Raw genomic sequence first — 25,582 nt, 5'->3', positions numbered from 1 at the left:
CACTACTGCGACACTGGAGGCCGTGAGTTCATCTCCGCGCGCCACCCAGGTGCCCGTGCCGGTCTCCGCCCGCCTGTTCGAACGCGCCGCCGCGATCATCCCCGGCGGCGTGAATTCGCCCGTGCGAGCCTTCCAGTCCGTCGGCGGCACACCACGATTCATCGCCTCGGCGCGCGGCAGCACCCTCACCGACGCCGACGGCAACGAGTACGTCGACCTGGTGTCGTCGTGGGGCCCGATGATCCTGGGCCACGCGCACCCGGACGTCGTGGCGGCGGTGCAGCGGGCCGCGAGCGGCGGCCTGTCGTTCGGCGCGCCGACCGAGGCGGAGATCGAACTGGCCGAAACCCTGGCCGCGCGGGTCGATCCGGTGCAGCGGGTGCGGCTGGTCAACTCCGGCACCGAGGCCACCATGAGCGCGGTCCGGCTGGCCCGCGGTTTCACCGGCCGCAGCAAGATCATCAAATTCGCGGGCTGCTACCACGGGCACGTCGACGCGCTGCTCGCCGACGCGGGCTCGGGGGTGGCGACACTCGGCCTGCCGACCTCGCCCGGCGTCACCGGCGCGCAGGCCGCCGACACCCTGGTGCTGCCCTACAACGACCTCGACGCCGTGGCCGCCGCGTTCGCCGCGCATCCGGACGAGATCGCGTGCGTCATCACCGAGGCGGCCGCGGGCAATATGGGCGCGGTCCCGCCGCTGCCCGGTTTCAACGCCGGCCTACGCCGCCTGACCAGCGAGTTCGGCGCGCTGCTCATCATGGACGAGGTGATGACCGGCTTCCGGGTGAGCCCGGCCGGATGGTACGGCCTGGACGGCGTCGCGGGCGACCTCTACACCTTCGGCAAGGTGATGAGCGGCGGGCTCCCGGCCGCGGCGTTCGGCGGCCGCGCCGACGTGATGGACCGCCTCGCCCCGAACGGCCCGGTCTACCAGGCGGGCACGCTGTCCGGGAATCCGGTCGCGGTGGCCGCGGGCCTGGCGACCCTGCGCGCGGCCGACGACGCCGTGTACGCCGCGCTGGACCGCAACGCCCAGCGGCTCGGCACGCTGATCACCGAGGCGCTCACCGCCGCCGGCGTCGCCCACGTGGTCCAATTCGCGGGCAATATGGTGAGCGTGTTCTTCGCCGACGAACCGGTGACCGATTACGCCGCCGCCAAGGCCTGCGCGACCTGGCGCTTCCCCGCCTTCTTCCACGCCCTGCTCGAGCGCGGCGTGTACGCGCCGCCGAGCGCGTTCGAGGCGTGGTTCGTCTCCGCGGCGCTCGACGAGGACGCATTCGCCCGTATCGCCGCCGCCCTGCCCGCCGCCGCGGCGGCGGCAGCGGCCGCCACACCCGAAGGATCCCGCGCGTGAGCGATTCCGAACAGCTCGAATCAGGCTCAGTTCCCACCCCTTCCGTCGCCGACACCACGGCTCCCGAGCCGAAGGACGCGCCGCGCTCGGCCCCCGCCGAATCGCGGACCGGCACCGACTCCGGCGCGGCCCGGTCGCTGCCCGCGCACGTCGCGTCCGACACCGAGACCATCGTGCACGTCATGCGGCACGGCGAGGTGCACAACCCGAAGGGCATCCTCTACGGGCGGCTGCCCGGCTTCAGCCTGTCGGTGGCGGGGCGCTCGCAGGCCGGCGCGGTGGCTCGCTCGCTGGCCGACCACGACATCTCGCTGGTGGTCGCCTCGCCGCTGCAGCGCGCGCAGGAGACCGCCGAGCCCATCGCCGTGCAGCACGGCGTGGTCGTGCGCACCGACGACAACCTGATCGAGGCCGGCAACACCTTCGAGGGCCTGCGGGTCTCGGTCGGCGACGGCGCGCTGCGCAAGCCGCGGCACTGGTGGAAGCTGCGCGACCCGTTCACCCCGTCGTGGGGCGAGCCGTATCTGCAGATCGCGCACCGCATGCTGGCCGCGGTGAACAAGGCGCGGGTGGAGGCGGCGGGCCACGAGGCGGTGCTGGTCTCGCACCAGCTGCCGGTGTGGACGCTGCGCCGCTTCCTCGAGGGCAAGCGCCTGTGGCACGATCCGCGCGCGCGGCAGTGCTCGCTGGCCTCGGTGACCTCGCTCGTCTACCAGGGCGACACGCTCATCGACATCGTCTACTCCGAGCCCGCAGGCGAGTCGGATCCGCGGGTGACCGGGGCGTGAACGGTCGGGCGGGCGAGCAGGTCGAGCGGCGCGGCATCCTGGTTCGGTATCGGCGCTCGAGTGCCGTGCTGGCCGCCTGCGTCGCCCTGATCGCCGCGCTCGCCGGCTGTTCGACCGGCACCGACGCGGTGGCCACCGGCGGCACCTTCGACTTCGTGTCGCCCGGCGGCAAGACCGACATCTACTACGACCCGCCCGCGACGCGCGGCACCATCGGCAAGCTGTCCGGACCGGAGCTGCTGACCGGCAAGACCGTGTCGGTGTCCGATTTCCCGAATCAAGTGGTGGTGCTGAATCTCTGGGGCCAGTGGTGCGGCCCGTGCCGTTCCGAGGCGCCGGCGCTGGAACAGGTCTACGAGCAGTCCAAGGCGCGCGGTGTGGCGTTCCTCGGCATCAATGTCCGTGACCCGCAGCGGGACAAGGCCCAGGACTTCGTCACCGACTTCCACGTCGGCTATCCCTCGATCTACGACCCGGAGATGCGCACCCTGCTCGCCCTCGGCGGCAAGTTTCCCACCAGCGTCATCCCCACCACCCTGGTCCTGGATCGGCAGCACCGGGTGGCCGCGGTGTTCCTGCGCTCCCTGCTCGCCGCGGATCTCCAGCAGGCCGTCGACCGCATCGCCGCGGAGGGTGCGCAGTGAGATCGGTACAGCGTCCGGCACCCCGGGCGCGGCGGTGGTTGCGATGAGTGTGTATGCGGCGGTGGGGGATTCGTTCCAGCAGACCGCGGCCTCGGGTCCGCTGCTGCTCGCGCTCGGCGCCTGCGTGCTCGCCGGGCTGGTGTCGTTCGCCTCGCCGTGCGTGGTGCCGCTGGTGCCGGGCTACCTGTCGTATCTCGCGGGATTGGTGGGCGCCGAGGCGCCGCCGGCCACGGTGGCGGGCAAGGCCACGGCCACGCAGGCCGGGCGGCTGCGGGTCGCGGGCGCGGCGGGCCTGTTCGTGGCCGGGTTCACGGTCGTGTTCGTGCTGGCGTCGGCGACCGTCTTCGGCCTCATCCAGACCCTGAACGTGAATCGTGAACTGCTGCAACGTCTCGGCGGCGTCGTCACGATCGTGATGGGCCTGGTGTTCCTCGGCCTGATCCCGGCGTTGCAGCGCGACACCCGGATGCATCCGCGGCGGCTGACCGGCGTGGTCGGCGCGCCGCTGCTGGGCGCGGTGTTCGCGCTCGGCTGGACGCCCTGTCTCGGACCGACCCTGTCCGGCGTGATGGCCGTCTCGGCCGGCACCGAAGGCACCACCGCCGTCCGGGGCGTGGTGCTGATCGTGGCGTACTGCCTGGGTCTGGGTCTGCCGTTCGTGATCCTGGCGTTCGGGTCGGCCAGCGCGCTGCGCGGTGTCGGCTGGCTGCGGCGTAATTCGCGCACCATCCAGATCATCGGGGGGATCCTGCTCGTCGCCGTCGGCGTCGCGCTGGTCACCGGTTTGTGGGACCAGTTCGTCGGGTGGGTTCGCAATGTATTCGTCTCCCAGGTGACCCTCCCGATCTGACATGACAACGACGACTCCCGCACCCGCCCGCCCGTCCCGCCCCTCCGTCCCGCGCCGCGCGTGGGCCGTGCTGCGCAACACCTGGCGCGGGCTCACCAGCATGCGCACCGCGCTGATGCTGCTGTTCCTGCTGGCGCTGGCCGCCATCCCCGGCGCCCTGCTGCCGCAACGCAACCTGAACACCCAGAAGGTCGACAAGTACATCGCGGACCGGCCCACCCTCGGCCCGTGGATGGACCGGCTGCAACTGTTCGACGTGTTCTCCAGCTTCTGGTTCACCGCGGTCTACGTGCTGCTGTTCGTGTCGCTGGTGGGCTGCATCGTGCCGCGCGTGTTCGACCACTACAAGGCCTGGCGCACCCAGCCGGTGCCGGCGCCGCGCAACCTGACCCGGCTGCCGCACCACCACTCGACCACCACCCCCGACGCCGCCGCCGACGTGATCGCCAAGGCCCGTGCGGAACTGCGCGGCTGGCGCGTCGTCGAACGTCGGGGGGACGAGGACGTGACCCTGTCCGCGGAGAAGGGCTACTTCCGCGAACTCGGCAATCTCGTCTTCCACCTGGCCCTGGTCGGACTGCTGGTGGCGGTGGCGGCCGGGCGGCTGTTCGGGTACGAGGGCAGCGTCATCGTCGTCGCCGACAACGGCCCGGGCTTCTGCACCACCTCGACGGCCGCGTTCGACTCCTTCCGCGCCGGCCGCGTCAACGACGGCACCGGCCTGGCCCCGATGTGCGTGCGGGTGAAGGACTTCCGCGCCGACTACCTGCCCAACGGGCAGGCCGAGATGTTCACCGCCGACATCTCCTACCAGGCGGGCGCCGACCTCGTCAGCGATACCTGGCGCGACACCACGATCCAGGTGAACCATCCGCTGCGCGTCTCCGGCGACCGCGTCTACCTGCAGGGACACGGCTACGCGCCGACCTTCACCGTCACCTACCCCGACGGGCAGACCCGCACCGAGACCACCCAGTGGCGACCCGACGACGGGACCACCTTCCTGTCCAGCGGCGTCATGCGTTTCGACCCGCCCGGCGGCATGTTCGGCACCGAGCAGGAGCGCCGCAAGCACCAGATCGCGATCGAGGGCCTGTTCGCCCCGACCGCTCTGCTGCACGGCAGCCTGCTGACCTCCTCGTATCCGGCGCTCACCGATCCCGCGGTGGCCATCGACATCTATCGCGGCGAAACCGGCCTGGACACCGGCCGCGCCCAGTCGCTGTTCGCGCTCGACTCGGAGATGATCAAGCAGGGGCGGCTCACCAAGGAACAGCGGGTGAACCTGCGCCCCGGCGAGTCGGCCACCCTCTCCGACGGCACCAAGGTGACCTTCGACGGCGCGAAGGAATACGCGAATCTCCAGGTCTCGCACGACCCGGCGCAGGGCTGGGTGCTGGCCTGCGCGCTGACGATGATGGCCGGGCTGCTGGTCTCGCTGCTGGTGAAGCGCCGCCGGATCTGGTTGCGCGCCTACCCCGACGCCGCCGCCGACGGTGAACGACGTACCGTAGTAGAGATGGGCGGTCTGGCCCGCACCGACCAGGCCGGTTGGGGCGGCGAGTTCGACCGCCTGCGCACCCGACTGCTGGACAGCACCCCGGAGCACCGCACCGAGAGCACGAGAGAGTGACCATGACGATCGACGAAACTCTCGCCGGATACAGCAATCTCGCCTTCAAGACGGCGTGGGTCATCTACGTCCTGGTGCTGGCGATGCTGATCGTCCAGTACGCGTCGGCGCGCAACCGCGCGACCAGCGAACGGGAGCTCGTCACCGTCGGCGGCGGGGACGCGGCGGTGCCCGGCCGGGTCGAGGCCGCGCCCTCACGGCCGCTGCCGGAGCGGCTCGGCAACATGGCCTTCGCGGTGCTGTTCGTCGCGATCGGCCTGCATCTGGCCTCGATCGTGTTGCGCGGCTTCGCCACCCACCGCTTCCCGCTGGGGAACATGTACGAGTTCATCACGATGGCCACCGCCGCGGCGGCGGTGACGGGCGTGGTGTTCATGCACGAGCGGCGCTACCGCTCGATGTGGGTGTTCCTGCTCGTGCCCGTGCTGATCCTGATGTTCCTGGCCGGGCAGGTGCTGTATGCCGAAGCGGCGCCGGTGGTTCCGGCGCTGAAGTCGTTCTGGCTGCCCATCCACGTCACCGTCGTCAGTGTCGGCAGCGGCATCTTCATGCTGTCCGGCGTGGCGAGCCTGCTGTTCCTGCTGCGGCTGCGCCAGCCGGAAGGCCAGGAGTCGAACAACATCCTCGGTGCCCTGGCCCGCCGCCTCCCCGACGCCCGCGCCCTGGACCGCCTGGCCTACAAGACCACCATCGTCGGCTTCCCCCTGTTCGGCACCGGCGTCATCCTCGGCGCGATCTGGGCCGAATCCGCCTGGGGCCGCTTCTGGGGCTGGGACCCGAAGGAAACCGTCTCCTTCATCGCCTGGGTCGTCTACGCCGCCTACCTGCACGCCCGCGCCACCTCCGGCTGGCGCGACACCAAGGCCGCCTGGATCAACGTCGCCGGTTTCGTGGCCATGCTCTTCAACCTCTTCATCATCAACATTGTGGTGAGCGGGCTGCACAGCTACGCGGGGCTGAACTGATGGGTGGGGAGTGGCCCGCCGATTGGGACGACCTGACGCGCGGAATCGGTTGTCCGATGTGCGATTCCGCGCGGCCGGACTCGGACGAGTACGGGATCACGATCTATCGGACGCGGCATGTCGACGCGGCGTTGCAGCGTGCCGATATTCAGCGTGGGTACGCGGTCGTCATCTGGCGTGGTCGGCACGTGACCGAGCCGTATGAACTGTCCGCTGCCGAGTCCGAGGAGTACTGGCGCGGAGTGATGACGGTCGCCCGCGCCGTGGCGGCGCACTTTCGGCCGTTGAAAATGAACTACGAGACGCTGGGCAACACCCTGCCGCACCTCCACACCCACCTCCTGCCGCGCTACCGGGACAACGATCCCCGGCCGGGTCTGCCTTTTCCACTGCAACCGTCGGACGGACCCCAACCGACAATTCCCGAGGACGTGCTGGCGAGGGATGTCGAAGCGCTCCGGCGAGCTCTCGACTTCTCCGGAACACAGAACTGAGCCGCGCGCTACCGCCTCGGATTACTGCTCGGGGAGGGGGTCTATGCGGAAGACCGGGCAGCGGGGAGCGGCTGCGGCGAAGGCCTCGGGATCCGGGGAGGTGACCACTCCGGTCTTGACGAAGAACTGGACGCCGTGGGGGACCTCGGTGGGAAAGGCGCGGAGGATCGGGGCGCGCTCCTCGACGGGCAGTTCGGTCAGGGCGACACGTTGGCGGCGGCGGCCTCTGGTCAGTTCACCCCATCCCGCGGCGCGGGCGTTCTTCACCCAGTCCGCCTTCTCGAAACCGCCGACGACATAGGTGGTTCCGGCCACGGTCAGCGGGGAGACCGGGGTGGTGCGCAGCTCGCCGGACTTGCGGCCGGGGACCGAGAGCACGTGCATGGTGCCGAGCGCCAGGCCGACCCGCTGCAACGCGATGATCACCTTGTTCACCGGCTTCAGTCGGCGCCGCAGTCGGTCGATATCGGTACTGCTCATGATGTTCTCTCCTCTTGTACTGTGCCGGAAAAGCTTTCGGGCTCCGGCCACCCGACTCGGCCATTTTCGATATCGGTGGCAATCTGCCGCAGCCAGTCGATCTCGGTGCTGCGCATGCGCTCGAGATATTCGGTCTCCAGCAGGACCACGCGCGGCAGGTCGGCCGCGACGTCGTCGAGTTCCTTTGCGGCGCGCTCGGATTGGGCGGCCAGCAGGTCGGCACGGCGGCGCAGCAGCGCTGCCGCATCGCTCGGTCCGAGTACCGCGAGGTGCGCGAGACCGGCTACGAAGCGCGGGAATTCGTTGACCGGTTCGCCGATGAACTCGAAGAGCAACTCGCGCACGGTATTTCGTCCCGCCGCAGTGATGGCGTAGACGGTGCGCTCCGGTCGCGCGCCGGCCCGCGACGTCTCCGTCGGGGTGAGCAGGCCCGCCCGCTCGAGCCGGGCGATGGTGTCGTAGAGCGAACCGCCGCGCATCTTCACCGTCTCCGCGATGTGCCGCTCCCGGAGCGTCACCTTCATCTCGTACGGATGGCGCGGCTTCTCCGCGAGCAGCGTCAGCACCGCCAGGGTGAGCGGCGAACCGACTGCGCGCAGCGGTCGCTCCATGCATCCTCCCTATAGTCGAACTCGTTTAGTCGAGTTCGACTATAGCAAGCGTCCGTAGAATCCTCACCCATGTGCTCGACGGGATGGGTCTGGTACGCCGCGTACGGGTCGAATCTGTTCGCGCGGCGGCTGGATTACTACCGGCGCGGCGGGAATCCGCCGGGTACGCCGCGGACCTACCCCGGGTTCCGGGATCCCGCGCCGCCGCGTGCGAGCCGTCCGCTGCGGTTGCCGGGCACGATCTACTTCGCGTGGGAGAGCCCGGTGTGGACCGGCGGGGTGGCGTTCTACGCCGAGCATCCCGAGGCGGATTGGCCGGTGGGTGCGGCCGCGCGCGGGTATCTGCTCACCTTCGAGCAGTTCGAAGACCTTTTGGCACAGGAGATGTACCGGGTGCCGGGCAGTGGGCCGGGGCTCGATCTCGCCGAGGTGACTCGTGACGGGACCACCCGGCTCGGTGCCGGACGCTACGAAACCTTGTTGCACGTAATGGATTTGGATGGATTTCCGGTACTCACGTTCACCTCGCCGTGGCAGCCGGAGACCGTCCGGCTCAACAAGCCGTCCCCGCGCTACCTCGCCATGCTGACGGCCGGCCTGCGCGAATCCCACGGCTGGACCACGCCGGAAATCCTGGCCTACCTCACCGACCTACCCGGCATTCGAGGACGCTGGCACCCGACGGAACTGCGCGACCTCGTCGCTGTTTGACCGAGAAAGCCTGGCGGCGTGAGCTTCTCGGTCATGTCACAAGCCCCGGCCGACCGGCCATGCCACCACGCCGCGGCCCGTTCAGCTCACGTCGAGGACGATCTTGCCGCGAGAGCGGCCCTTCTTGCTCAACTCCAAGGCCTCGGCGGCCCGCGCCAGCGGGAGGACCGTGTCGACCGGCACGGTGAGTTTCCCAGCGTCGGCCAGGTCGGCGAGGGTGGTCAATTCGGCGGCGGACGGCCGCACCCACACCACGTGCCCGCCCTTCTCGCCCACGGAGTTGTCGGCGACCGAGGCGATCCGCGACCGGTCCCGCAGCAGTTCCTGCGACACGTCGATCACGCCCTTCTCGGAGAAGTCGACCGAGGCGTCGATGCCGTCGGGGGACAGCGCGCGCACCCGCTCGCCCAGGCCGTCGCCGTAGGTCACCGGTTCCGCGCCGAGGGACCGCAGGAAATCGTGGTTGCGCTCGCTGGCCGTGCCGATCACGCGGGCACCGCGCGCCGCGGCGATCTGGACCGCCAGCGACCCGACACCACCCGACGCGGCATGGACCAGCACGGTCTCCCCGGCCGCGAGACCGACGCGCTCGAGCGACCGGTAGGCGGTGAGGCCGGCGAGAGGCAGCCCGCCCGCCTCCTGCCAGGACAGTGCCGAAGGTTTGCGGGCCAGCGTCCGGACCGGCGCGGCGACCAGTTCGGCGTAGGTGCCGTGCTGGACCTCGTCGCGGCGGACGTACCCGATCACCTCGTCGCCGACCCGATACTCCGGCACATCCGCGCCGAGCTGTTCGACCACACCGGCGACGTCCCAGCCGGGGATCAGGGGAAAGTGGGCATCCATCATCGGGTCCAGATACCCGGCCAGGACCTTCCAGTCGACCGGATTCACCCCGGCCGCCTTGACCCGGATCAGCACCTGATCCGGGCCCACCTTGGGAGCTGGAAGTTCGCCGAGCTCCAGAACGTCGGGATCGCCGTACCTGTTCGCGAAGATCGCTTCCATACTTCGGAGCCTACGCGGCGCGGTCGCCGAGCCTCGGAATCTGCCGTCCCGCGGAAATTCGGTGGCTCGAGGCGCGCACCGCTCACTAGCCTCGCCGATCATGGCTTACGAACAACCGCTGGCCTACGCGCTGGGGCTGGAGGGTCTCGCCCTGCTGCGCGCGTTCGCGGGGGAGCACGACCGGGAATTCACCGAGACGCGGATCGCCGAGATCCGCCGGTTGCTCGACAACGTCGACCTGACCGCGGGCGTCACCGTCGAACATGTGGATACCGTTGCGGGATACGGGATCTGGGCCGAGACGTACGACGGACCCAACCCGGCCTTCGATTTCGACGAACCCGCGGTCCGGGAACTCGCCGCGAGCCTGCCGCCCGGCACCGCCCTCGACGCGGCCTGCGGCACCGGGCGGATCGCGGCCGTGCTGGCAGGTTGCGGGCACCGGGTAGTCGGTGTGGACAGTTCCCCGGACATGCTCGCCCACGCGCGAAAGCGCCTGCCGCAAGCGGAGTTCCACGTCGGCGACCTGCACCGCCTGCCGGTCGCCGACGCCTCCGCCGACCTGGTGACGTGCTCCCTCGCGCTCTGCCACGTGCCGGACCCACGCCCGGTGCTGCACGAGTTCGCCCGCGTCCTCCGCCCGGGCGGCCACGCCCTCATCACCGACGTGCACCCCGAACAGATCGCCCGCACCCACCTGCCCACCGTCCGCCGCCCCGACGGCACTCCCGCCCGCCTCCGCACCTACCACCACCGAGTCGGCGACCAGCTACGCGCCGCCCTGTCCGCGGGCTTCGCCGTCCACCGCTGCGACGAGCCGCTGATGCCCGCACCGGCCGAAAGCCCCACCGACGCACCTGGATCCGTCGAATCCTCGGTGCCCACGGCACCTGCCGCCGCCTCGCCCACCGACCCGGGCCCGTGGGAAGCCTGGCCCTGGTCCCTGGCCACCCTCGTCCCCGAGGCCGCGCACGCGGCCGCCGCGGGCGTCCCCGCGGTGATCCGCTGGCACCTCCGAAAGGAGCCATAGGTCAGGGCTCGAAGGTCACTCCGCTGAGTCGTTCGCTCTCGGCCCACAAGCGCGCCCAATTCGGTATCGCGGCCTCCCTTTGGGAGTTTCGCGGGCTGGGGGGTGCCGGAGGTCTGGTCGCGTCCGGCCGGACCGATGAATTCTCCGCTGGTGACATCGGGACTGGTGGCGGCGTAGAGCGAAGGCCAGGCGGCCCCGACGGGCGAACCCATCAGCAAGCGCGCCGCGAGCGGAGTGAACAGGCGCGTCAGCGGTCCGGTGCCGTGTTGCTGGAGGCCGGTCATCGCCGCACCGGGGTGAACGACGACGATTTCCGACCGGCGCGTTACGGGGTCGGGGCTGTGGAGGGGAGTGCGGTGCGGGAGGTGTGGAGGGCGGCTCGGGCGGCGGCGATGGTGGGGTGGGAGCCGGTGCCGCGGCGGTAGGCGAGGCGGGTGCGGCGGCGGGTGGCGAGGGGGACCAGGGCTACGCCGCTGGGGATTTGGAGGGCGCCCAGTTCGGGGACGAGGGCGACGCCCTGGCCGGCGGCGACCAGGGCGAGGACCGTGCCGAAATCGTCGGCGTGGTGGCGGATGTGCGGGGTGAAGCCGACCGCTTCGCAGGCGCGGACGGTCATCAGATGGCAGAGCGTGCCGGGCATTCCGGCGATCCACGCGGAATCGCGGTGCTCCGCAAGGGGTTCGGGGGCCGGTGCGGCCAGGTAGACGGTCTCCTCCAGGAAAGGTTCGGTGTCCAAACCGGTTTCGGGCGCGGCGGGTACGTAGTCGTACTCCTGGACCAGCGCGATGTCGAGGGCGTCCGCCCGCAGTGCCGCGGGCGCGTTCACCGGATCCAGTTCGGAGACCAGCAGTTCCAGCCGGGGATGGTCGCGGCTGAGCGCCACCAGCGCGGGCGACAGGATGGTTCGCACCGCGGTCGGGAACGCGCCGATCCGCAGCGAGCCCGTGAGTTCGCCTCGGGTGGTGGCCAATTCGGCGGAGGCCTGCTCGAGCACCGCGAGGATCGTTTCGGCGTGCTCGGCGAGCCGGGTCGCGGCGGGGGTGAGCCGGACGCTGCGCCCGGTTCGCTCGAGCAGCGGCACCCCGGCCTCGCGTTCCAGCGCCGCCAATTGCTGTGACACCGCCGACGGCGTGTAGGCCAGTGCCTCCGCGACAGCGGCGATCGTGCCGCGTTGGGCCAGTTCACGCAGCAGACGCAGGCGCCGCACCTCGAGCATAAGTTCAGCTTAACCTCGCGTGCAGAAGCCTGTAATAGACGTGAAGCGTGCCACCCGGAAGGCTGGACCCATGACATTCACCGGCCTGTTCGTCCCGTTGATCACGCCGTTCACGGCGACCGGAGAGCTGGCGGTCGATGCCTTGGAGAAGCTGGCGCACGAGGTGCTCGACGCGGGCGCGTCGGGTCTGGTCGCGCTCGGCACCACCGGGGAACCCGCCACCCTCACCGGCGACGAGCGCCGCCGCGTCATCGATGTCTGCGCGGACGCCTGCCGGCAGCGGCAGGCGCCGCTGATCGTGGGCGCGGGCTCGAACTCGACCGCCGACTCCGCCCACGCGCTCGCCGGGCTCGCACCGGACGCGGCCGCCGCCCTGGCGGTCGTCCCCTATTACACCCGCCCGTCCGAAGACGGTGTGGTGGAACACTTCCGCCGCCTGGCCGCCGCGAGTCCGGTGCCGGTGCTGGTCTACAACATTCCGTATCGCACCGGCCGCCCGCTCGGCGTCGAAACCCTGTGCCGCCTGGCCGAATTGCCGGGTATCGCGGGTTTCAAGCATGCGGTCGGCGCGGTCGACGCCGCCACCGTCGCGTTCATGAGCAGGTGTCCCGCCGACGTCGACGTGCTGGTCGGGGACGATCTGTTCGCCGCGCCGCTGTTGGCGCTGGGCGCCTCGGGGGCGATCCTGTCCAGCGCGAATGTCGCGCCGGGGGCGTACGCGGAACTGGTCGACGCTTGGCGGGACGGTCCGATCGAGCGGGCTCGGCGGCTCGGCAACCTGCTGGCGCCGCTCGCGGAGGCCCTGTTCGCCGAGCCCAATCCCGTTGTGGTCAAAGGGGTCTTGGCAGCCCAGGGCCGCATTCCGAGCCCGGCGGTGCGCCTGCCGCTGCTACCCGCCACCGATGCGGCGGTTGCCGGTGCGCTGGACGCGCTCGATCGCAGCTACGCGCCGCGGATGTAATACCGGGGAAATACGACTCAGCGATCGTTTCCGGGATCGCCGTCGCGCTGTTGGCGAGAGATACGCCAGAGAAAATCCGGGTCGTCGTCGGGGCCGATGATGCGATTGCGTCGGCCGGGACCGGCGCCGATACGGCGCAAACTCTCCGGACCGAACGCCTTCCAGCACAGCACCGCGACAGCTACGACCGCGATGAGTGCCAACAGGTACGTCACGTCACTCACCTCCTGGCATCGAGGGTAATCCGTGTCCGTACCTGCGGCACCGCAGACATCGGAAATTACGGGTCAGGCGCGGGTGGCCTCGGTGGTCAGCGACTTGAGCAGTTGCATCACCTCGGACTCGCGGAAGCGACGATGTCCGCCGGGAGTGCGCAGCGAGCCGAGCCGCCCGGCGTGCGCCCAGCGGGTGACGGTCTTCGGGTCGACATGGAACAGTGCCGCTACCTGGCCGGGGGTCAGGAGGGCCTCCTGGCCGTTGACGGAACCCAACGTGCGGCTCGCCGCGGTGATCGCAGTCATTCGCAAACCTTTCCGTAATCGACGTTCCCTCATCAGATAGCGACATCGTTGCACTGACACCCCCAGGTACTCGAACGATCTAACTTTGGTAAAGGGGAAGTAATAGACAAATCGGATATGCGTACGGCTTGGCGGCGTACCGGTCGAGCGCCTTCCAGCGAATACGCAGCGACTCCCGATAAACCGGACACCCGGGCGGACCGTTGCGCGTCCGCACGGTCGCCTAGGCTGGTAGCCGTGAGTGACGCATCCCGACCGGACGGCGCGTCGGCCGACCGCGCCCCGGCCTCGGCGGGGCGGCGGCTGGCGCGCGACCTGGCGTTCTACACCCTGGCCCGCCTGCTGCTGGTGGCCGCGATCGCCGCCGTCATCCTCCTGGCGGCGCAGGTGCTGAGCGTGGACATCCCGCTCATCGTGGCGCTGCTGTTCGCGCTGATCGTCGCGTTGCCGCTGTCGCTGGTGCTGTTCAAGCGTTTGCGGGCACGGGTGAACGAGGACATCGCCGCCGTCGACGAGAAGCGGCGCACCGACAAGGCGCAGCTGCGCGCGCGCATGCGCGGCGAAGACCAGCGCTGAGTTCTCCGCGCCACCCCTGGTTCCCGGTTCTCCGCGACACCCCTGACTTCCGCTGTGGGTGAACGCTTTCCCCATGATGTCAATTTTCGTTGACGCGCCGCGAGTGTCAACGTAAATTGACGTACATGAGTGAAGCGACAACGCTGGCGGCCGCCGCGGGCAGTCCGGACCCCAAGGTCGGGCTGCGCGCCGTGCTCGCGCTGCGTCGGCTGCTCGAACGGCTGGAGGCGATCCAGGTGGCCAATGCCCGCAAGCAGGGCTGGTCCTGGCAGGCGATCGCCGACGCGCTCGAGGTCAGCCGCCAGGCGGTCCACCAGAAGTACAACCGGAGAGGCGGTATCCGCTGATGTTCGAGAAGTTCGCCAAGCCGGCGCGCTACGCGGTCGTGGTGGCACAGGAGGAGGCGCGCGAATTGCGCTCTCCGAGTATCGATGTGGAGCACGTGCTGCTGGGCCTCGCCGCGGCGCCCGACGCGGGGCTGCGAAAGGTGCTGTCCGGCAGGGGCATCACCGCCGAGGGGCTGCGCGAGGAGCTGCGGGGCGACCACGCGGAGGACGCGTCCGGCCTCGTCGGCGAGCCGCTGGGCGAGGAGGACGCCGCGGCCCTGCGCTCCATCGGCATCGATCTGGAGGCGGTGCGGGAGAGCCTGGAGGCCACCTTCGGCGAGGACGCGCTGGACCGGGCGGTGCCGGCCGAGGAGCAGCCGCGGCGCGGCCGGTTCCGGCTCGGCGGCAGCATGAGTTTCGGCCACATCCCGTTCACCCGCGACGCCAAGAAGATCCTGGAACTGTCGCTGCGCGAGACGATTTCGCGGGGCGACGACCGGATCGAGGCGGCCCACGTGCTGCTGGGCCTGCTGCGCGCGCCCAACGCCCGCACCCGGGCGCTGCTCGGCGGGCAGGACGGCATCCGCGCCCTGCGCGAGGCGGTCGCGGAATTCCTGGACCGGGCCGCCTGAGCGCATGCCCGTCCGCGACGCGGTCGTTACGCCCGGTGTTCGGGCGTGGCGGCCGTTAGCATGTCGCCATGGCCCTCTTGCTACGTCTGATCATCAACGCGGTCGCGATCTGGCTCGCCGCCGCCTGGGTCGGCAACATCGATCTGGTCAGCCCGGCGGATCAGGGCACCGGTGCGAAGATCGTCGTGGTGCTCGCCGTCGCGATCGTCTTCGGTCTGGTGAACGCCCTGGTCAAGCCGATCGTCAAGCTGCTGTCGCTGCCGTTGGTGATCGTCTCGCTGGGCCTGTTCCTGCTGGTGATCAACGCCCTGATGCTGTGGCTGACCGCGAAGATCACCGAGACGACCGACTACGGCCTGCGTGTGCACGGCTTCTGGGCCGCGGTGTTCGGCGCGGTCATCATCACCGTGGTCAACTGGATCCTCGGCGTGCTGGTGCCCGACAAGGACTAGCCGAGCCCGAGGGCGAGGGCGGTGCAGATCGACCACACCAGCATCGCCAGGCCGGTGTCGCGCAGCGACGGGATCAGGCCCGGGCCGTTCTCGCCGCCGCGCACCGGGGCGTTCGACCGGGCGGCCAGCGGCAGCGCCAGCAGGCCGGCCAGCGCCCACGGGGTGCGGGCCAGCAGCAACAGCGTGGCCACGAACGGCACCGCCAGCAGCGCCAGATGCAGTGTGCGGGTGCGGGTGTCGCCCAGGCGCACGGCGAGCGTGGTCTTGCCGGTGACCGAGTCGGTCGGGATGTCGCGCAGGTTGTTGGTGACCAGCACCGCGCTGGAGAACGCGCCGACCGCCACCGCGCCGACCAGGCCCGCCCAGTCGATCTCCTTCGCTTGCACGTACTGGGTGCCCAGCACCGCGATCAGGCCGAAGAAGACGAAGACCGCGATCTCGCCGAAACCGCTGTAGCCGTAGGGTTTCGCGCCGCCGGTGTAGAACCAGGCCCCGGCCAGGCAGGCCAGGCCCACCAGCAGCAGCCACCACGCCGTGGTGAACACCAGCACCGCGCCCACGACGGCGGCGACCGCGAGGCTCGCGACGGCCGCCGCGCGCACCGCGGCCGGTGTCGCCACGCCGGAACCGACCAGTCGCAGCGGCCCGACGCGCTCGTCGTCGGTGCCGCGAATGCCGTCGGAGTAGTCGTTGGCGTAGTTCACCCCGACGATCAGCGCCAGCGACACCAGCAGGCTCAGCAGGGCCTTCCACCACACCGCGCCGTCCAGCGAGGCGGCCGCGCCGGTGCCGACCAGGACCGGGGCGATCGCGTTGGGAAGGGTGCGCGGACGGGCGCCTTCGAGCCATTGTGCAGCACTTGCCATGAGCGAAGCCTAATGCGCGGTACGGACTCGGCAACCGCGCGTGCGGCCCCGGCGGCGCGCCCCCGGCGGCCCGGTGGACCGCGGTCACCTGTATCGGTAGCATTATGCCGATATATCGGATTAGATGGGGGAGGGGTGCGAAGGGATAATGGCGAGCACCGAACGCAACGCCGCGCGCCCGATATTCATTCGACCGGTCACATACGATTGCGACGGCATGTTTCCTGATCACCACGGCTCCGCAGGCGCCGGGACGTCACCCCTCCGGTTCGATGCGGACCGGAACACCGCGCTGCCCGAGACCACGGTCCGGGTGGCCCTACTGGGCGAGACGGCGGTCTGCCGCACCGGCGAACCCGCCGCGGTCCCGGGAGCGCGGGCGCGGCTGTTGATCGCGGCGCTGGCCGTGCGGCCCGGCCGCAGTCGCAGCGCGCAGGCCCTGATCGAGGACGTCTGGGGCGACCAGCCCCCGCGCGCGCCGATGAACGCGCTGCACACCCAGGTCTCCCGGCTGCGCTCGGCGCTGCCCGACGGCGCGCTCGAGATCGGCCCGGCCGGGTATCGGCTGAGCCTGCCGGCGGACCAGGTGGACCTCGGCCGCGCGGGGCAGCTCGAACAGCAGGCACGCGCACTGCTCGACGCCGGCGACGGCCCCGGCTGCCTGGCGGTCGTGGCGCGCGCCCGCGCGCTGTGGCGAGGCGAGCCGGGGTCGGATCTGCCGCCGGGGCCGGTGGCCGACGAGGTGCGCGAACTCGCGGCGGCGCGCTGGGCCGCCCTGGACGTGTCGGAGCTGACCGCGCGCGAGGAACTCGGCGACGTGTCCGGGGCCCTCGGCATCGCCCGGCGCACCGTCGCCGCCGATCCGCTCGACGAGCCCGCGCACGCCACCCTGATCCGGCTGCTCGCCACCGACGGCCGCGCCAACGAGGCGCTGGAAGTCTTTGCTGCCCTGCGCAAGCGGCTGGGCGAGGAACTCGGCGCCGATCCCGGGCCCGCCCTGGTCGCCCTGAACACCGCGATCCTGCGCGGCGAGCCGCTGCCGGGCGCCCCCGCGGCGCGAGCCGTCCGGCCGGGCACGGAACGTACTGCGGTGCAGCGGGTTTCCTCGGCGCAGCACGCGCTGGCGCCCGCGCACGGCGACGATGGCGTGGATCGTGCCGCGCCGCCGCCGCTCTCGGCGATCGGCCTGCGGGCCGCCCCGAACCCGCTGCTCGGCCGCGCCGCCGATCTCGACGCGCTGGAGCGCCTGCTGGCCGAGTCCCGGGCGATCACCGTGCTGGGCCCGGGCGGCACCGGAAAGACCAGGGTCGCCAACGAATTGGGCAGCCGGGCGGCCGGGGAGCAGGCGGTCGCGCTGGTCGAGCTGGCCTCGCTGCGCGCCGACCCGGACGGGCTCGCCGCCACCTGCGCCGAGATCGAGGCGGCCATCGGCGCGACGCTGGGCATGAGCGAATACTCCCGCGAGACGAACGTGCTGCGCCCGAAACCGACGGTCGACGGTCGCCGGCGGCTGCGGGAGGCGCTGGCGCTGCGGCCCACCCTGCTCATTCTCGACAACTGCGAGCACCTGATCGACGCCGTCGCCGAGGTGGTGGCCGACCTGGTCGGCGCCTGCGATCAGCTGACCGTGCTGACCACCAGCCGCGCGCCGCTGGAGATCACCGCCGAGACCGTGTATCCGTTGCCGCCGTTGGCGATCGACGCCCACGGCTCGCCGGCCACCGACCTGTTCGTCGCCCGCGCCCGCGCGGTGCGGCCGTCGGTGCGGCTGGACCCGGAGACGGTGGCCCGGCTCTGCCGCACCCTCGACGGCCTGCCGCTGGCGATCGAGCTGGCCGCGGCCCGGGTACGCACCATGAGCGTTGAGGAGATCGACGCGAAGCTCGAGCACCGTTTCGCGTTGCTGCGCAGCGGCGATCGCACCTCCCCGGAGCGGCACCGCACCCTGCACGCGGTGATCGAGTGGAGCTGGAATCTGCTCGAACCCGACCAGCAGGCGGCATTGCGGCGGCTGTGCCGGTTTCCGGCCGGATTCACCCTGGCCGCAGCCGAATTCGTCGTCGCCGGGCCCGATGTGCTCGATCCCGTCGCCGCGGTCGAGGGTCTGGTGAGCCAGTCGCTGCTGACCGTGCTGGCCGACGACGGCGAGACCCCCACCCGCTACCGCATGCTGGAGACGGTCCGCGAATTCGGCGAGGAGCAGCTGACCGCGACCGGCGAGGCCGACCACGTGATGGACCGGATGTGCGGGTGGGCACGGGAATTCGCGCTCGACGCCGCGCGCCGGTACCAGACCGACGACCAGGTCCGCGTGGTGCTGTCGGTCGCCGCGGAGCTGGACAACGTGGTCGCGATCCTGCGCTACGCGCTCGAGCGGCGGGACGCGGTCACGGTCTACACGATCTTCCCGCTGGCGGGCACGCTGTGGGTGATGCGCGGGGCGCACCTGGAACTGATGACCTGGGCGCCGCGGACCCTGCCGGTGCCGCCGCCCGCCACGCACCGCAGCGTCGACGAGGCCGACCTGGAGATGATGACCTATGCCCTGGCGGGCACGCATCTCCTGTTCGCCGAGGCGGGCCTGCGCGAGCTGGCCATCGTGCGGGTGCGGGTCCGGCGGCTGCTGCGCTCCGGTCTCGGCCTGCGCCCCGTGCTGCGCTACTTCGGCGAACTGATCTGCCTGCGGCCCGACGCCCGCGCGCTGGCGCGCAAGCTCGCCGCCGGCGCCCGGGACCGCGACGAGGGCGTGCGGACGCTGGCCCTGATGCTGCGCGCGAACCTGCGGGAGAACGGCAGCGACGTGCACGGCTCGATCCAGGACGCCCGAAAGGTGCTGGAGCTCACCGAGTCCCGGGACGTCTGGGGCACCGCGATGGCCTGCCAGCACCTCGGTCAGATGGCGGCCCAGGGTGCGCGGTACCGGCGCGCGGCGGACTACTACCGCCGCGCCGCGGAACTGCTGCAACTGCTGCGGTGCTACGAGGAGGGCGTGGAGATCCGCAGCTACCTGGCGGTCTCGCTGATCGGCGCGGGGGAGCCGGCGCAGGCCCGGTCCGAGCTGGCGTTCGCGCTCGGCGTCGTCGGGGACGGCCTGGATCCCGAAGCGCCGGTGGAACATCCGAACCATCGGCGCGGCACCGTGGTCGCCGGTCTCGCGGAACTCGAACTGGCCGAAGGCGATATCGATCGCGGCCTGCGCTTGTTCCGGCGGTCGCTGGAGCTGTTCTCCTGGCCGATCATGGAGGCGTCGCCGGGGCCGGGCGACATCATGGTCGCGGCGGCGGTGCTCGACGCGCACGTGCTCCACGACCGGCTGGACGAGGTGCCCGCGCTGGCTCGCGAGATGTACGAGGCCACCACGGTCCGGCTCGCGCAGTTCTTCGATCTGCCCCAGCTCGGCGCGGTCGCCTGCGCCATGGGTTCGTATCTGATCGCCACCGGCCGGGACGAGGACAACGGCGTGCGGCTGCTGGCGCTGGCCCCCAAGGTCGGCGGGCGGCAGGATCTGCCGTCGATGCGCTGGAACCGGCACCAGGCCCTGCACGAGCCCGCGCTCGGTGCCGGGGCACTCGAGTCGGCGCGGCAGGCGGTGGCGGGCCTGAACCGGCGCAGGGCGGCGGACCGGGTGATGAGCCTGCTGCACGAGGTCTCCGGCAAGCTGCCCGAATGACACTGTCCGCCGGTCGCTTTCGCGACCGGCGGACGGGGTGGTGCGGACTCGGCTCACGCCCGGCGCATGTACGCCCGGATGGCCAGCGGGGCGAAGATCGCGATCACGACCACCGAGCCGACCAGGCACCAGACCAGGTTGCTCGAGTAGACGTTGCCGTTCATCAGCTCGCGGCAGGCGTTGACCATGTAGTAGATCGGGTTGACCTTGTTCAGGCCCTGCATCCAGCCCGGCATCGTGCTCACCAGGGCGAAGGCGCCGGACATGAACGTCAGCGGGAACATGATCATCATCGAGATGCCCTGTACCGACGCCGCGCTCTTGCCGGTGACGCCGACCAGCGCCCAGATCCAGCTGACCGCGAACGAGCAGGCCACGACGACCAGACCCGCGACCACCACGCCGACGACGCCGCCCTCGGGCCGGTAGCCCAGGATCAGGCCCACCGCGATGGTGAGCACGGTGGCGATGCCGTAGCGCACCATGTCGGCGATCAGGGCGCCCGCCAGGGCCGAAACCCGGGCGATGGGAAGGGATTTGAACCGGTCGAAGACGCCCTTGTCCATGTCCTCGCGCAGCTGCGTGCCGGTGACGACCGAGGTCAGTACGACGGTCTGCACCAGGATGCCCGGAATCAGTACCGGCAGGTAGGCGCTCACGCTGCCGCCGATGGCGCCGCCGAAGATGTAGGCGAACAGCGCCGTGAACAGGATCGGCTGGATCGTGACGTCGAATAGCTGCTCGGGGTTGTGCTTGATCTTCAGGATGCCGCGGTAGGCCATGGTGAGCGAGTTCGCCACCGTCTGCCGGAACGGAATGTGGTTGCTGACTTCGGGAATCGCGGCCCGGGCCGCGTGCCGCCCGCTCGTGCTGGGGGCGGTCAGAGTCGTGGTCATGCCGCGCTCCTTTCGGTGTCGGTGTCGTTGTCCTCGGCGCCGTGCCCGGTGATCGCGAAGAACACCTCGTCCAGGCTCGGCTTGCTGACGGTGATCTCGTCGACCCGGATGTCGTTGTCGCGCAACCGGATCAGCAGGTCGGCGGTGATGCCGGGGTCGGTCAGCGGGGCGGTGATGCGCCGCGCCTCGGGGGTGATGCTGGCCTCGACGAGCTTGCCGGCCGCGTGCGACAGGAATTCGCCGATCAGGGTGCGGGCCGGTTCGATCAGCTCCGGATCGGCCAGCGTGACCTGCAGGGCGGAGGTGCCCACGGAGGCCTTCAGCTCGTCGGAGGTGCCGTCGGCGATGACCTTGCCGCGGTCGATCACCGCGATCCGGTCGGCCAGCTGGTCGGCCTCGTCGAGGTACTGGGTGGTCAGCAGTACGGTCGCGCCCTCGCGGACCAGCCGCCGGATGGTCTCCCACATCTGCGCGCGGGTGCGCGGATCCAGGCCGGTGGTCGGCTCGTCGAGGAACAGCAGCGGCGGCGTCGCGATCAGGCTGGCGGCCAGATCGAGCCGGCGGCGCATGCCGCCGGAGAAGTTCTCCAGCGCCTTGTCGGCGGCCTCGGTCAGCCCGAACTCCTCGAGCAGTTCGGCCGACTTGCGCTTGGCCTCCGCGCGGCTCAGGCCGAGCAGGCGCGAGAAGATCATCAGATTCTCGGTGGCGCTGAGCTTTTCGTCCACCGAGGCGTACTGCCCGGTGACGCCGATCAGCGAGCGGACCGCGGTCGGTTCGGCCACCACGTCGCGGCCGAAGATCCGCGCGCTGCCCCCGTCCGGGCGCAGCAGCGTGGCGAGCATGCGGATGGTGGTGGTCTTGCCGGCTCCGTTGGGGCCGAGCACGCCGTAGACGGCGCCCTGCGGTACCGCCAGGCTCACGCCGTCGACGGCTCGCTGCTCCCCGAAGACCTTGACCAGCCCCTCCGCCTCGATTGCGAGAGCATCAGCAGGTGCGTAAGAAGTCATGACACACACTCTGGGGGCCGGGACTTGCATGCCCCTTGCACCGCTGTTGCGTGCCCGCGCAAGACGCGCTTGCACAGTTGTTTTCGCAGCTCACGATGGCTGTCTGTGCTACATCGGCGAGCGACTCGGCGGCACGTGCGGTGTGCCGTCCGCGGGCCGCGCGGGTCAGTGCGAGGAGGCGAGCAGCTGTTCGCGGAGTTTGTTGCGGTCGGGCTTGCCGGGGCCGCGCATCGGAATCTCCTCCAGCAGCGCCAGTTCGCGCGGCGCGGCGATGGTGTCGAGTTCGCCGCGCACGTGCTCGCGCAGGTCGTCGAGGGTGGGGACGGCCCCCGCGACCGGCACCACCGCGACCGCGACGCGCTGGCCCAGGCGCTCGTCGGGCAGGCCCAGCACGACCACCTCGCTCACCGCGGGATGGGTGGCCAGCACGGCCTCCACGACCTGCGGGATCACCAGCAGGCCGCCGGTGAGGATGGCCTCGTCCAGGCGGCCCTGGATGGTCAGCACGCCGTTCTCGTACACCCCGGCGTCCTCGGTGCGGAACCAGCCGGGCTCGGCGAAGGCGGGATGGTCGGGCAGGCCGCGATAGCCCTTGGCGAGCATGTCGCCGCCGAGCAGCACCCGCCCGTCCTCGATGCGCACCCGCGCGCCCGACAGCGGCACGCCCTCGTAGACGCAGCCGCCGCAGGTCTCGCTCATGCCGTAGGTGCGAAATACGGTGATGCCGGCCGCGCGGGCCCGGTCCAGCACCGGTTTCGGGGTGGGCGCGCCGCCGATCAGCACGGCGTCCAGCGAGGCGAGCGCCTCGGCGCCGGCGGGTTCGTCGAGCGCCTTGATCAGCTGGGTCGGCACCAGCGAGGTGTACCGGCGCGGGCCGGTCATGCCCGCGATGGCGGTGGCCAGCCCGCCGGGTAGGAAACCGTCGGAGACGTCCAGCGCGACCGGTTCGGTCCCGGCCTGGATACTGCGCAGCAACACCTGCAGGCCCGCGATGTGATGGGTCGGCAGCGCCAGCAGCCACTGGCCCGGGCCGCCCAGCCGCTCGTGCGTCGCGTCGCCGCTGGCGCGCAGGGCGGCCGCGGTGAGCATCGCGCCCTTGGGTACGCCCGTGGTTCCGGAGGTGGTCACCACCAGCGCCACGTCGTCCTCGATCGGCTCGCCGGGGCGCAGGGCGTTGGACAGCCGGTGCGTCTCGCGCCGGTCGCCGGTGGGGATCGGCAGCCAGGCCGGACCGTTGCCCGCCAATGCTTCCCGCAGGTGCGGCAGGACATCGCCCACCGCGGCTCCGGTGGGCATGGGGAGGGTCCGCAGGGTGCTGCTCACGTTCGCGATCGTGTCATGTCAGGCCCGACGACCCGAGAACGGGTCCGCGCTTCCTTCACTCGAGTAGGGAGGGGATCAGTCCGACGTCGGTGTCGCCAGCGGCCAGCCACCGGCTGCGAGCCGGGAGGTCACACGAGCGATATCGTCCTCGCCGGGCTGCTCCTTGGCAACTCGGGCGATCGCCTCCTCGATCTCGTGCCGGGCGATCTCGTCGTCGCCGGCGCGCTCGGCGACCAGCTCCTCGACGATCTTGTGCACCTCGTAGTCGGTGAGGCGGCGATGCAGCACGGCGAGCAGCGCGACGTAGTCCGACTGCGGAATGCCCTGCGGGTACCCGGCTTTCAGCCAGCCGAGCACCTTGCGCAGCAACGACTTCTCGGCGTCCGGCTCCTCGGGCGCCTGCGGCTGAATCGGTTGCGGATCACTGGTCACGAACGGTCCTTTCGGCGGTCATCCCTGCCCGAACAGGTGGATGCCGAGACGAGCGGCGAGAAATGCCTTGGCGACGTACAAGACTCCCGCGACCACCGCCGCCAGCACAACCGCGAAGCACACGGCCGCCGCCGCGAGCGCGGCCCGGCGGCGCGCGGGGGAGGGTGCCACCGAGCCGTCGGGGTGGGCCGCGGCCAGTGACTGGAACCGAACGCCGAAGGCGAAGATCGCGGGCAGCCCGGCCCCGAACACGAGGGCGGCCAGGGTGACTCGCCACAGTTCCTTCGCGAGCAATACCACCGTGTCCATCAGGCCCGCCTCGCCGATCGATGGGTGGGTGTGCCGCCGTCCGAAGTCGCGCGATCACCGTCCGCTCCGGGCGGTGCCGCGGGCAGACCGGGCTGCGGGGCTCCGGGAAGTTCCGGTGCGGCCGGGGGCGGTTGGCCTCGCCAGTCGTCGTTCACGTTGGCGGCATGGACCGGGGCGCGGCGGGCACGCAGCCACATGACGGTCGCGAGGGCGATCAGCAGGGCGAAGACCGCGAGCACGCCGGGCAGCCCGCCGATGCCGTGGGCCAGCGCCCAGCAGATCGCGCCCGCGACGCCCGCCAGGGGCAGCGTCAGCACCCAGGCCACCACCATGCGGCCCAGCACCGGCCAGCGCACCTCCGCGCCCGGTCGTCCGAGGCCGGTGCCGAGAATCGCGCCGGTCACCGTCTGGGTCGTCGACAGCGGCAGGCCGAAGTGGGCCGAGGTGAGAATGATCGCGGCACTGGTGGATTCGGCGGCCAGCCCCTGCGGTGAGGTGATGTCGACCAGGCCCTTGCCCAGCGTGCGGATGATGCGCCAGCCGCCCAGCGAGGTCCCCGCGGCGATCGCGACCGCGCAGGCGACGATCACCCACAGCGGCAGCGAATCCGACGGCGACCGCGAGCCGTAGGCGATCAGTGCCAGGAAGATGATGCCCATCGTCTTCTGCGCGTCGTTGGTGCCGTGCGCCAGCGAGACCAGCGACGCCGACCCGATCTGGCCCCAGCGGAAGCCGCGGGTGACCGACCGCTCGTCGCTGCCGCGGGTGATCCGGTAGACCAGCCAGGTGCCGATCGAGGCGACCAGCGCCGCGACCACCGGGGCCAGCACGGCCGGGAGCACGATCTTGCCGAGCACGCCCTGCTCCCCGGCCGACCAGATCACCCCGTTCCAGCCGAGCGCCGCGATCGTCGCGCCGATGAGCCCGCCGAACAACGCGTGCGAGGAACTCGACGGCAGGCCGAACAGCCAGGTCAGCAGGTTCCACAGGATGCCGCCGACCAGTCCCGCGAACACGATCTCCAGCAGATCCGGACCGCCGACCTCGTTGAGCCGGACGATGCCCTCGGCCACGGTGGCCGCCACCTCGACGCTGAGGAACGCGCCGATCAGGTTGAGCCCGCCCGACAGCAGGACCGCGGTGCGGGGACCCAGCGCGCCGGTGGCGATGGAGGTGGCCATCGCGTTGGCGGTGTCGTGGAATCCGTTGGTGAAGTCGAAGACCAGTGCAGTGACGACGACGATGAGCAGAACCAATAGTTCGGCGGTCACGTCTCCAGTGTGCGTTATCGTCCCGTTAACGCGATGGTCAGGTCGCCGGGAATGTCGGTGTCGGGAAGTGGTAAGGCCGCGTACCAGGCGTTCGGCGGCCTCAGTCCGTCGACTGTCGGGCGTCGCGGCGCAGCGGATGGTCCGGCGGCACCTGCACGAGGACGATCGGCACGCCGTCGGGATCGCGCACCCACATCTCGATCAGGCCCCACGGTTCCCGCACGGGCTTGCGGTCCAGGGCGATCTCGCGCGCCACGAGTGTGGCCGCCGCCTCCTCCGCGTCGCGCACCTGCAGCCACAGCGCGCCCGCGAATCCCGTGGGCGCGTCCGCGCGCCGCCCGTGCGCGGCCACCTCGATCAGCGACTGCCCCGCGTAGAACACGGTGCCGCCCGGGTACTCCCGCGCGATCGCCAGTCCCAGCCCGTCCCGATAGAACGCCAGTGTTCGCTCGTAGTTCGCCGGTCGCAGGATGACGCGGCTGCCGAGAATGTCCACACCTCGAGCGTAAGTGCTGTGATCATCCCGAACCGAGCGCTTCGCCGAACCTCCGCC

General features: G+C 71.0%; 29 protein-coding genes. 15 read left to right on the top strand and 14 right to left on the bottom strand.

Features of this window, described 5'->3' with window-relative positions; all coding sequences use genetic code 11:
• The first annotated feature begins 22 nt into the window (after nt 1–22).
• The 7 genes from hemL (at nt 23) to IU476_RS15470 (ending at nt 6,734) form a co-directional block, all read left to right on the top strand.
• Nucleotides 23–1,360, top strand: coding sequence for a glutamate-1-semialdehyde 2,1-aminomutase (gene hemL / locus IU476_RS15500; RefSeq protein WP_195100696.1), 1,338 nt, complete (start codon nt 23–25; stop codon nt 1,358–1,360).
• 182 nt (nt 1,361–1,542) lie between these two features.
• Nucleotides 1,543–2,148, top strand: a complete 606-nt coding sequence (locus IU476_RS15495; protein WP_195101009.1) for a histidine phosphatase family protein — start codon at nt 1,543–1,545, stop codon at nt 2,146–2,148.
• A gap of 38 nt (nt 2,149–2,186) precedes the next feature.
• The gene (locus IU476_RS15490) at nt 2,187–2,792 is read left to right on the top strand and encodes a TlpA disulfide reductase family protein (protein ID WP_195101008.1); all 606 of its coding nucleotides are present in this window, start codon (nt 2,187–2,189) and stop codon (nt 2,790–2,792) included.
• Nucleotides 2,793–2,835: 43 nt separating this feature from the next.
• A complete protein-coding gene (locus tag IU476_RS15485) occupies nt 2,836–3,642 on the top strand; it encodes a cytochrome c biogenesis CcdA family protein (RefSeq protein ID WP_195100694.1) in 807 nt (268 codons plus the stop codon).
• A 1-nt stretch (nt 3,643) separates the two neighbouring features.
• The gene (gene resB / locus IU476_RS15480) at nt 3,644–5,275 is read left to right on the top strand and encodes a cytochrome c biogenesis protein ResB (protein WP_195100692.1); all 1,632 of its coding nucleotides are present in this window, start codon (nt 3,644–3,646) and stop codon (nt 5,273–5,275) included.
• Between the two features lie 2 nt (nt 5,276–5,277).
• Nucleotides 5,278–6,240 (top strand): c-type cytochrome biogenesis protein CcsB, encoded by a 963-nt coding sequence (gene ccsB / locus IU476_RS15475; protein ID WP_195100689.1) that lies wholly within the window; start codon nt 5,278–5,280, stop codon nt 6,238–6,240.
• A gap of 56 nt (nt 6,241–6,296) precedes the next feature.
• Nucleotides 6,297–6,734, top strand: coding sequence for an HIT family protein (locus tag IU476_RS15470; RefSeq protein ID WP_195100688.1), 438 nt, complete (start codon nt 6,297–6,299; stop codon nt 6,732–6,734).
• Nucleotides 6,735–6,755: 21 nt separating this feature from the next.
• Here the strand turns inward: IU476_RS15470 and IU476_RS15465 are convergent, their stop codons facing one another.
• Nucleotides 6,756–7,214, bottom strand: a complete 459-nt coding sequence (locus IU476_RS15465; protein WP_195100686.1) for a nitroreductase/quinone reductase family protein — start codon at nt 7,212–7,214, stop codon at nt 6,756–6,758.
• On the bottom strand, nt 7,211–7,825 hold the full coding sequence (locus tag IU476_RS15460) for a PadR family transcriptional regulator (RefSeq protein ID WP_195100684.1): 615 nt from the start codon (nt 7,823–7,825) through the stop codon (nt 7,211–7,213). Before IU476_RS15460 ends, IU476_RS15465 begins: the two co-directional genes overlap by 4 nt.
• Before the next feature lie 69 nt (nt 7,826–7,894).
• Here IU476_RS15460 and IU476_RS15455 point away from each other — a divergent pair, with 69 nt between their 5' ends.
• Nucleotides 7,895–8,536, top strand: coding sequence for a histone deacetylase (locus tag IU476_RS15455; protein WP_195100681.1), 642 nt, complete (start codon nt 7,895–7,897; stop codon nt 8,534–8,536).
• A gap of 81 nt (nt 8,537–8,617) precedes the next feature.
• Here the strand turns inward: IU476_RS15455 and IU476_RS15450 are convergent, their stop codons facing one another.
• A complete protein-coding gene (locus tag IU476_RS15450) occupies nt 8,618–9,541 on the bottom strand; it encodes an NADP-dependent oxidoreductase (RefSeq protein WP_195100678.1) in 924 nt (307 codons plus the stop codon).
• 100 nt (nt 9,542–9,641) lie between these two features.
• On the opposite strand from IU476_RS15450, the gene IU476_RS15445 reads away from it, so the two are divergent.
• Nucleotides 9,642–10,571: a class I SAM-dependent methyltransferase gene (locus IU476_RS15445; RefSeq protein ID WP_195100676.1), complete on the top strand. Its 930-nt coding sequence runs from the start codon at nt 9,642–9,644 to the stop codon at nt 10,569–10,571.
• 325 nt (nt 10,572–10,896) lie between these two features.
• On the opposite strand, the gene IU476_RS15440 is transcribed toward IU476_RS15445, so the two are convergent.
• Nucleotides 10,897–11,787, bottom strand: coding sequence for a LysR family transcriptional regulator (locus IU476_RS15440; protein WP_195100674.1), 891 nt, complete (start codon nt 11,785–11,787; stop codon nt 10,897–10,899).
• Between the two features lie 70 nt (nt 11,788–11,857).
• On the opposite strand from IU476_RS15440, the gene dapA reads away from it, so the two are divergent.
• Nucleotides 11,858–12,748, top strand: coding sequence for a 4-hydroxy-tetrahydrodipicolinate synthase (gene dapA / locus IU476_RS15435; protein WP_195100672.1), 891 nt, complete (start codon nt 11,858–11,860; stop codon nt 12,746–12,748).
• 17 nt (nt 12,749–12,765) lie between these two features.
• On the opposite strand, the gene IU476_RS15430 is transcribed toward dapA, so the two are convergent.
• Nucleotides 12,766–12,963: a hypothetical protein gene (locus IU476_RS15430; protein ID WP_195100671.1), complete on the bottom strand. Its 198-nt coding sequence runs from the start codon at nt 12,961–12,963 to the stop codon at nt 12,766–12,768.
• Between the two features lie 72 nt (nt 12,964–13,035).
• Complete coding sequence (locus tag IU476_RS15425; RefSeq protein WP_195100669.1) at nt 13,036–13,269, bottom strand: BldC family transcriptional regulator; 234 nt, start codon at nt 13,267–13,269, stop codon at nt 13,036–13,038.
• Between the two features lie 237 nt (nt 13,270–13,506).
• Between IU476_RS15425 and IU476_RS15420 the strand changes: the two genes are divergently transcribed.
• From IU476_RS15420 to IU476_RS15405, 4 genes are all read left to right on the top strand, one after another.
• On the top strand, nt 13,507–13,845 hold the full coding sequence (locus IU476_RS15420) for a DUF4229 domain-containing protein (protein WP_195100668.1): 339 nt from the start codon (nt 13,507–13,509) through the stop codon (nt 13,843–13,845).
• Nucleotides 13,846–13,970: 125 nt separating this feature from the next.
• Nucleotides 13,971–14,192 (top strand): helix-turn-helix domain-containing protein, encoded by a 222-nt coding sequence (locus IU476_RS15415; RefSeq protein ID WP_195100667.1) that lies wholly within the window; start codon nt 13,971–13,973, stop codon nt 14,190–14,192.
• Nucleotides 14,192–14,803 carry a Clp protease N-terminal domain-containing protein gene (locus IU476_RS15410; RefSeq protein ID WP_195100666.1) on the top strand — a complete coding sequence of 204 codons (612 nt, stop codon included), beginning with the start codon at nt 14,192–14,194 and terminating at the stop codon, nt 14,801–14,803. The genes IU476_RS15415 and IU476_RS15410 overlap by 1 nt, the downstream gene beginning before the upstream one ends.
• Nucleotides 14,804–14,871: 68 nt before the next feature.
• Complete coding sequence (locus IU476_RS15405; RefSeq protein WP_195100665.1) at nt 14,872–15,255, top strand: phage holin family protein; 384 nt, start codon at nt 14,872–14,874, stop codon at nt 15,253–15,255.
• Here IU476_RS15405 and IU476_RS15400 read toward each other — a convergent pair.
• Entirely contained in the window at nt 15,252–16,121 is an 870-nt protein-coding gene (locus tag IU476_RS15400) for a 1,4-dihydroxy-2-naphthoate polyprenyltransferase (RefSeq protein ID WP_195100664.1), read from the bottom strand. The two genes, IU476_RS15405 and IU476_RS15400, sit on opposite strands and share 4 nt — an antisense overlap.
• Nucleotides 16,122–16,338: 217 nt before the next feature.
• Between IU476_RS15400 and IU476_RS15395 the strand changes: the two genes are divergently transcribed.
• Entirely contained in the window at nt 16,339–19,791 is a 3,453-nt protein-coding gene (locus IU476_RS15395) for an AfsR/SARP family transcriptional regulator (RefSeq protein WP_195100662.1), read from the top strand.
• A 53-nt stretch (nt 19,792–19,844) separates the two neighbouring features.
• On the opposite strand, the gene IU476_RS15390 is transcribed toward IU476_RS15395, so the two are convergent.
• From IU476_RS15390 to IU476_RS15360, 7 genes are all read right to left on the bottom strand, one after another.
• A complete protein-coding gene (locus tag IU476_RS15390; protein WP_195100660.1) occupies nt 19,845–20,687 on the bottom strand; it encodes an ABC transporter permease in 843 nt (280 codons plus the stop codon).
• Entirely contained in the window at nt 20,684–21,694 is a 1,011-nt protein-coding gene (locus IU476_RS15385; protein ID WP_195100658.1) for an ATP-binding cassette domain-containing protein, read from the bottom strand. The genes IU476_RS15390 and IU476_RS15385 overlap by 4 nt, the downstream gene beginning before the upstream one ends.
• Before the next feature lie 165 nt (nt 21,695–21,859).
• Nucleotides 21,860–22,990 (bottom strand): o-succinylbenzoate--CoA ligase, encoded by a 1,131-nt coding sequence (menE, locus tag IU476_RS15380; RefSeq protein WP_195101007.1) that lies wholly within the window; start codon nt 22,988–22,990, stop codon nt 21,860–21,862.
• A gap of 102 nt (nt 22,991–23,092) precedes the next feature.
• Nucleotides 23,093–23,449, bottom strand: a complete 357-nt coding sequence (locus IU476_RS15375) for a DUF3349 domain-containing protein (protein WP_324194066.1) — start codon at nt 23,447–23,449, stop codon at nt 23,093–23,095.
• Between the two features lie 18 nt (nt 23,450–23,467).
• A complete protein-coding gene (locus IU476_RS15370; RefSeq protein ID WP_195100657.1) occupies nt 23,468–23,758 on the bottom strand; it encodes a hypothetical protein in 291 nt (96 codons plus the stop codon).
• Nucleotides 23,758–25,029: an inorganic phosphate transporter gene (locus IU476_RS15365; protein WP_195100655.1), complete on the bottom strand. Its 1,272-nt coding sequence runs from the start codon at nt 25,027–25,029 to the stop codon at nt 23,758–23,760. Before IU476_RS15365 ends, IU476_RS15370 begins: the two co-directional genes overlap by 1 nt.
• A 100-nt stretch (nt 25,030–25,129) precedes the next feature.
• Nucleotides 25,130–25,525: a VOC family protein gene (locus IU476_RS15360; RefSeq protein ID WP_195100653.1), complete on the bottom strand. Its 396-nt coding sequence runs from the start codon at nt 25,523–25,525 to the stop codon at nt 25,130–25,132.
• Nucleotides 25,526–25,582 lie beyond the last annotated feature (57 nt).

The sequence above is a fragment of the Nocardia blacklockiae genome, assembly GCF_015477355.1.
Classification (GTDB): Bacteria; Actinomycetota; Actinomycetes; order Mycobacteriales; family Mycobacteriaceae; genus Nocardia; species Nocardia blacklockiae.
The sequence above is the reverse complement of the archived record's forward strand: the minus strand, read 5'-3'. Positions and strand labels throughout refer to the sequence as shown.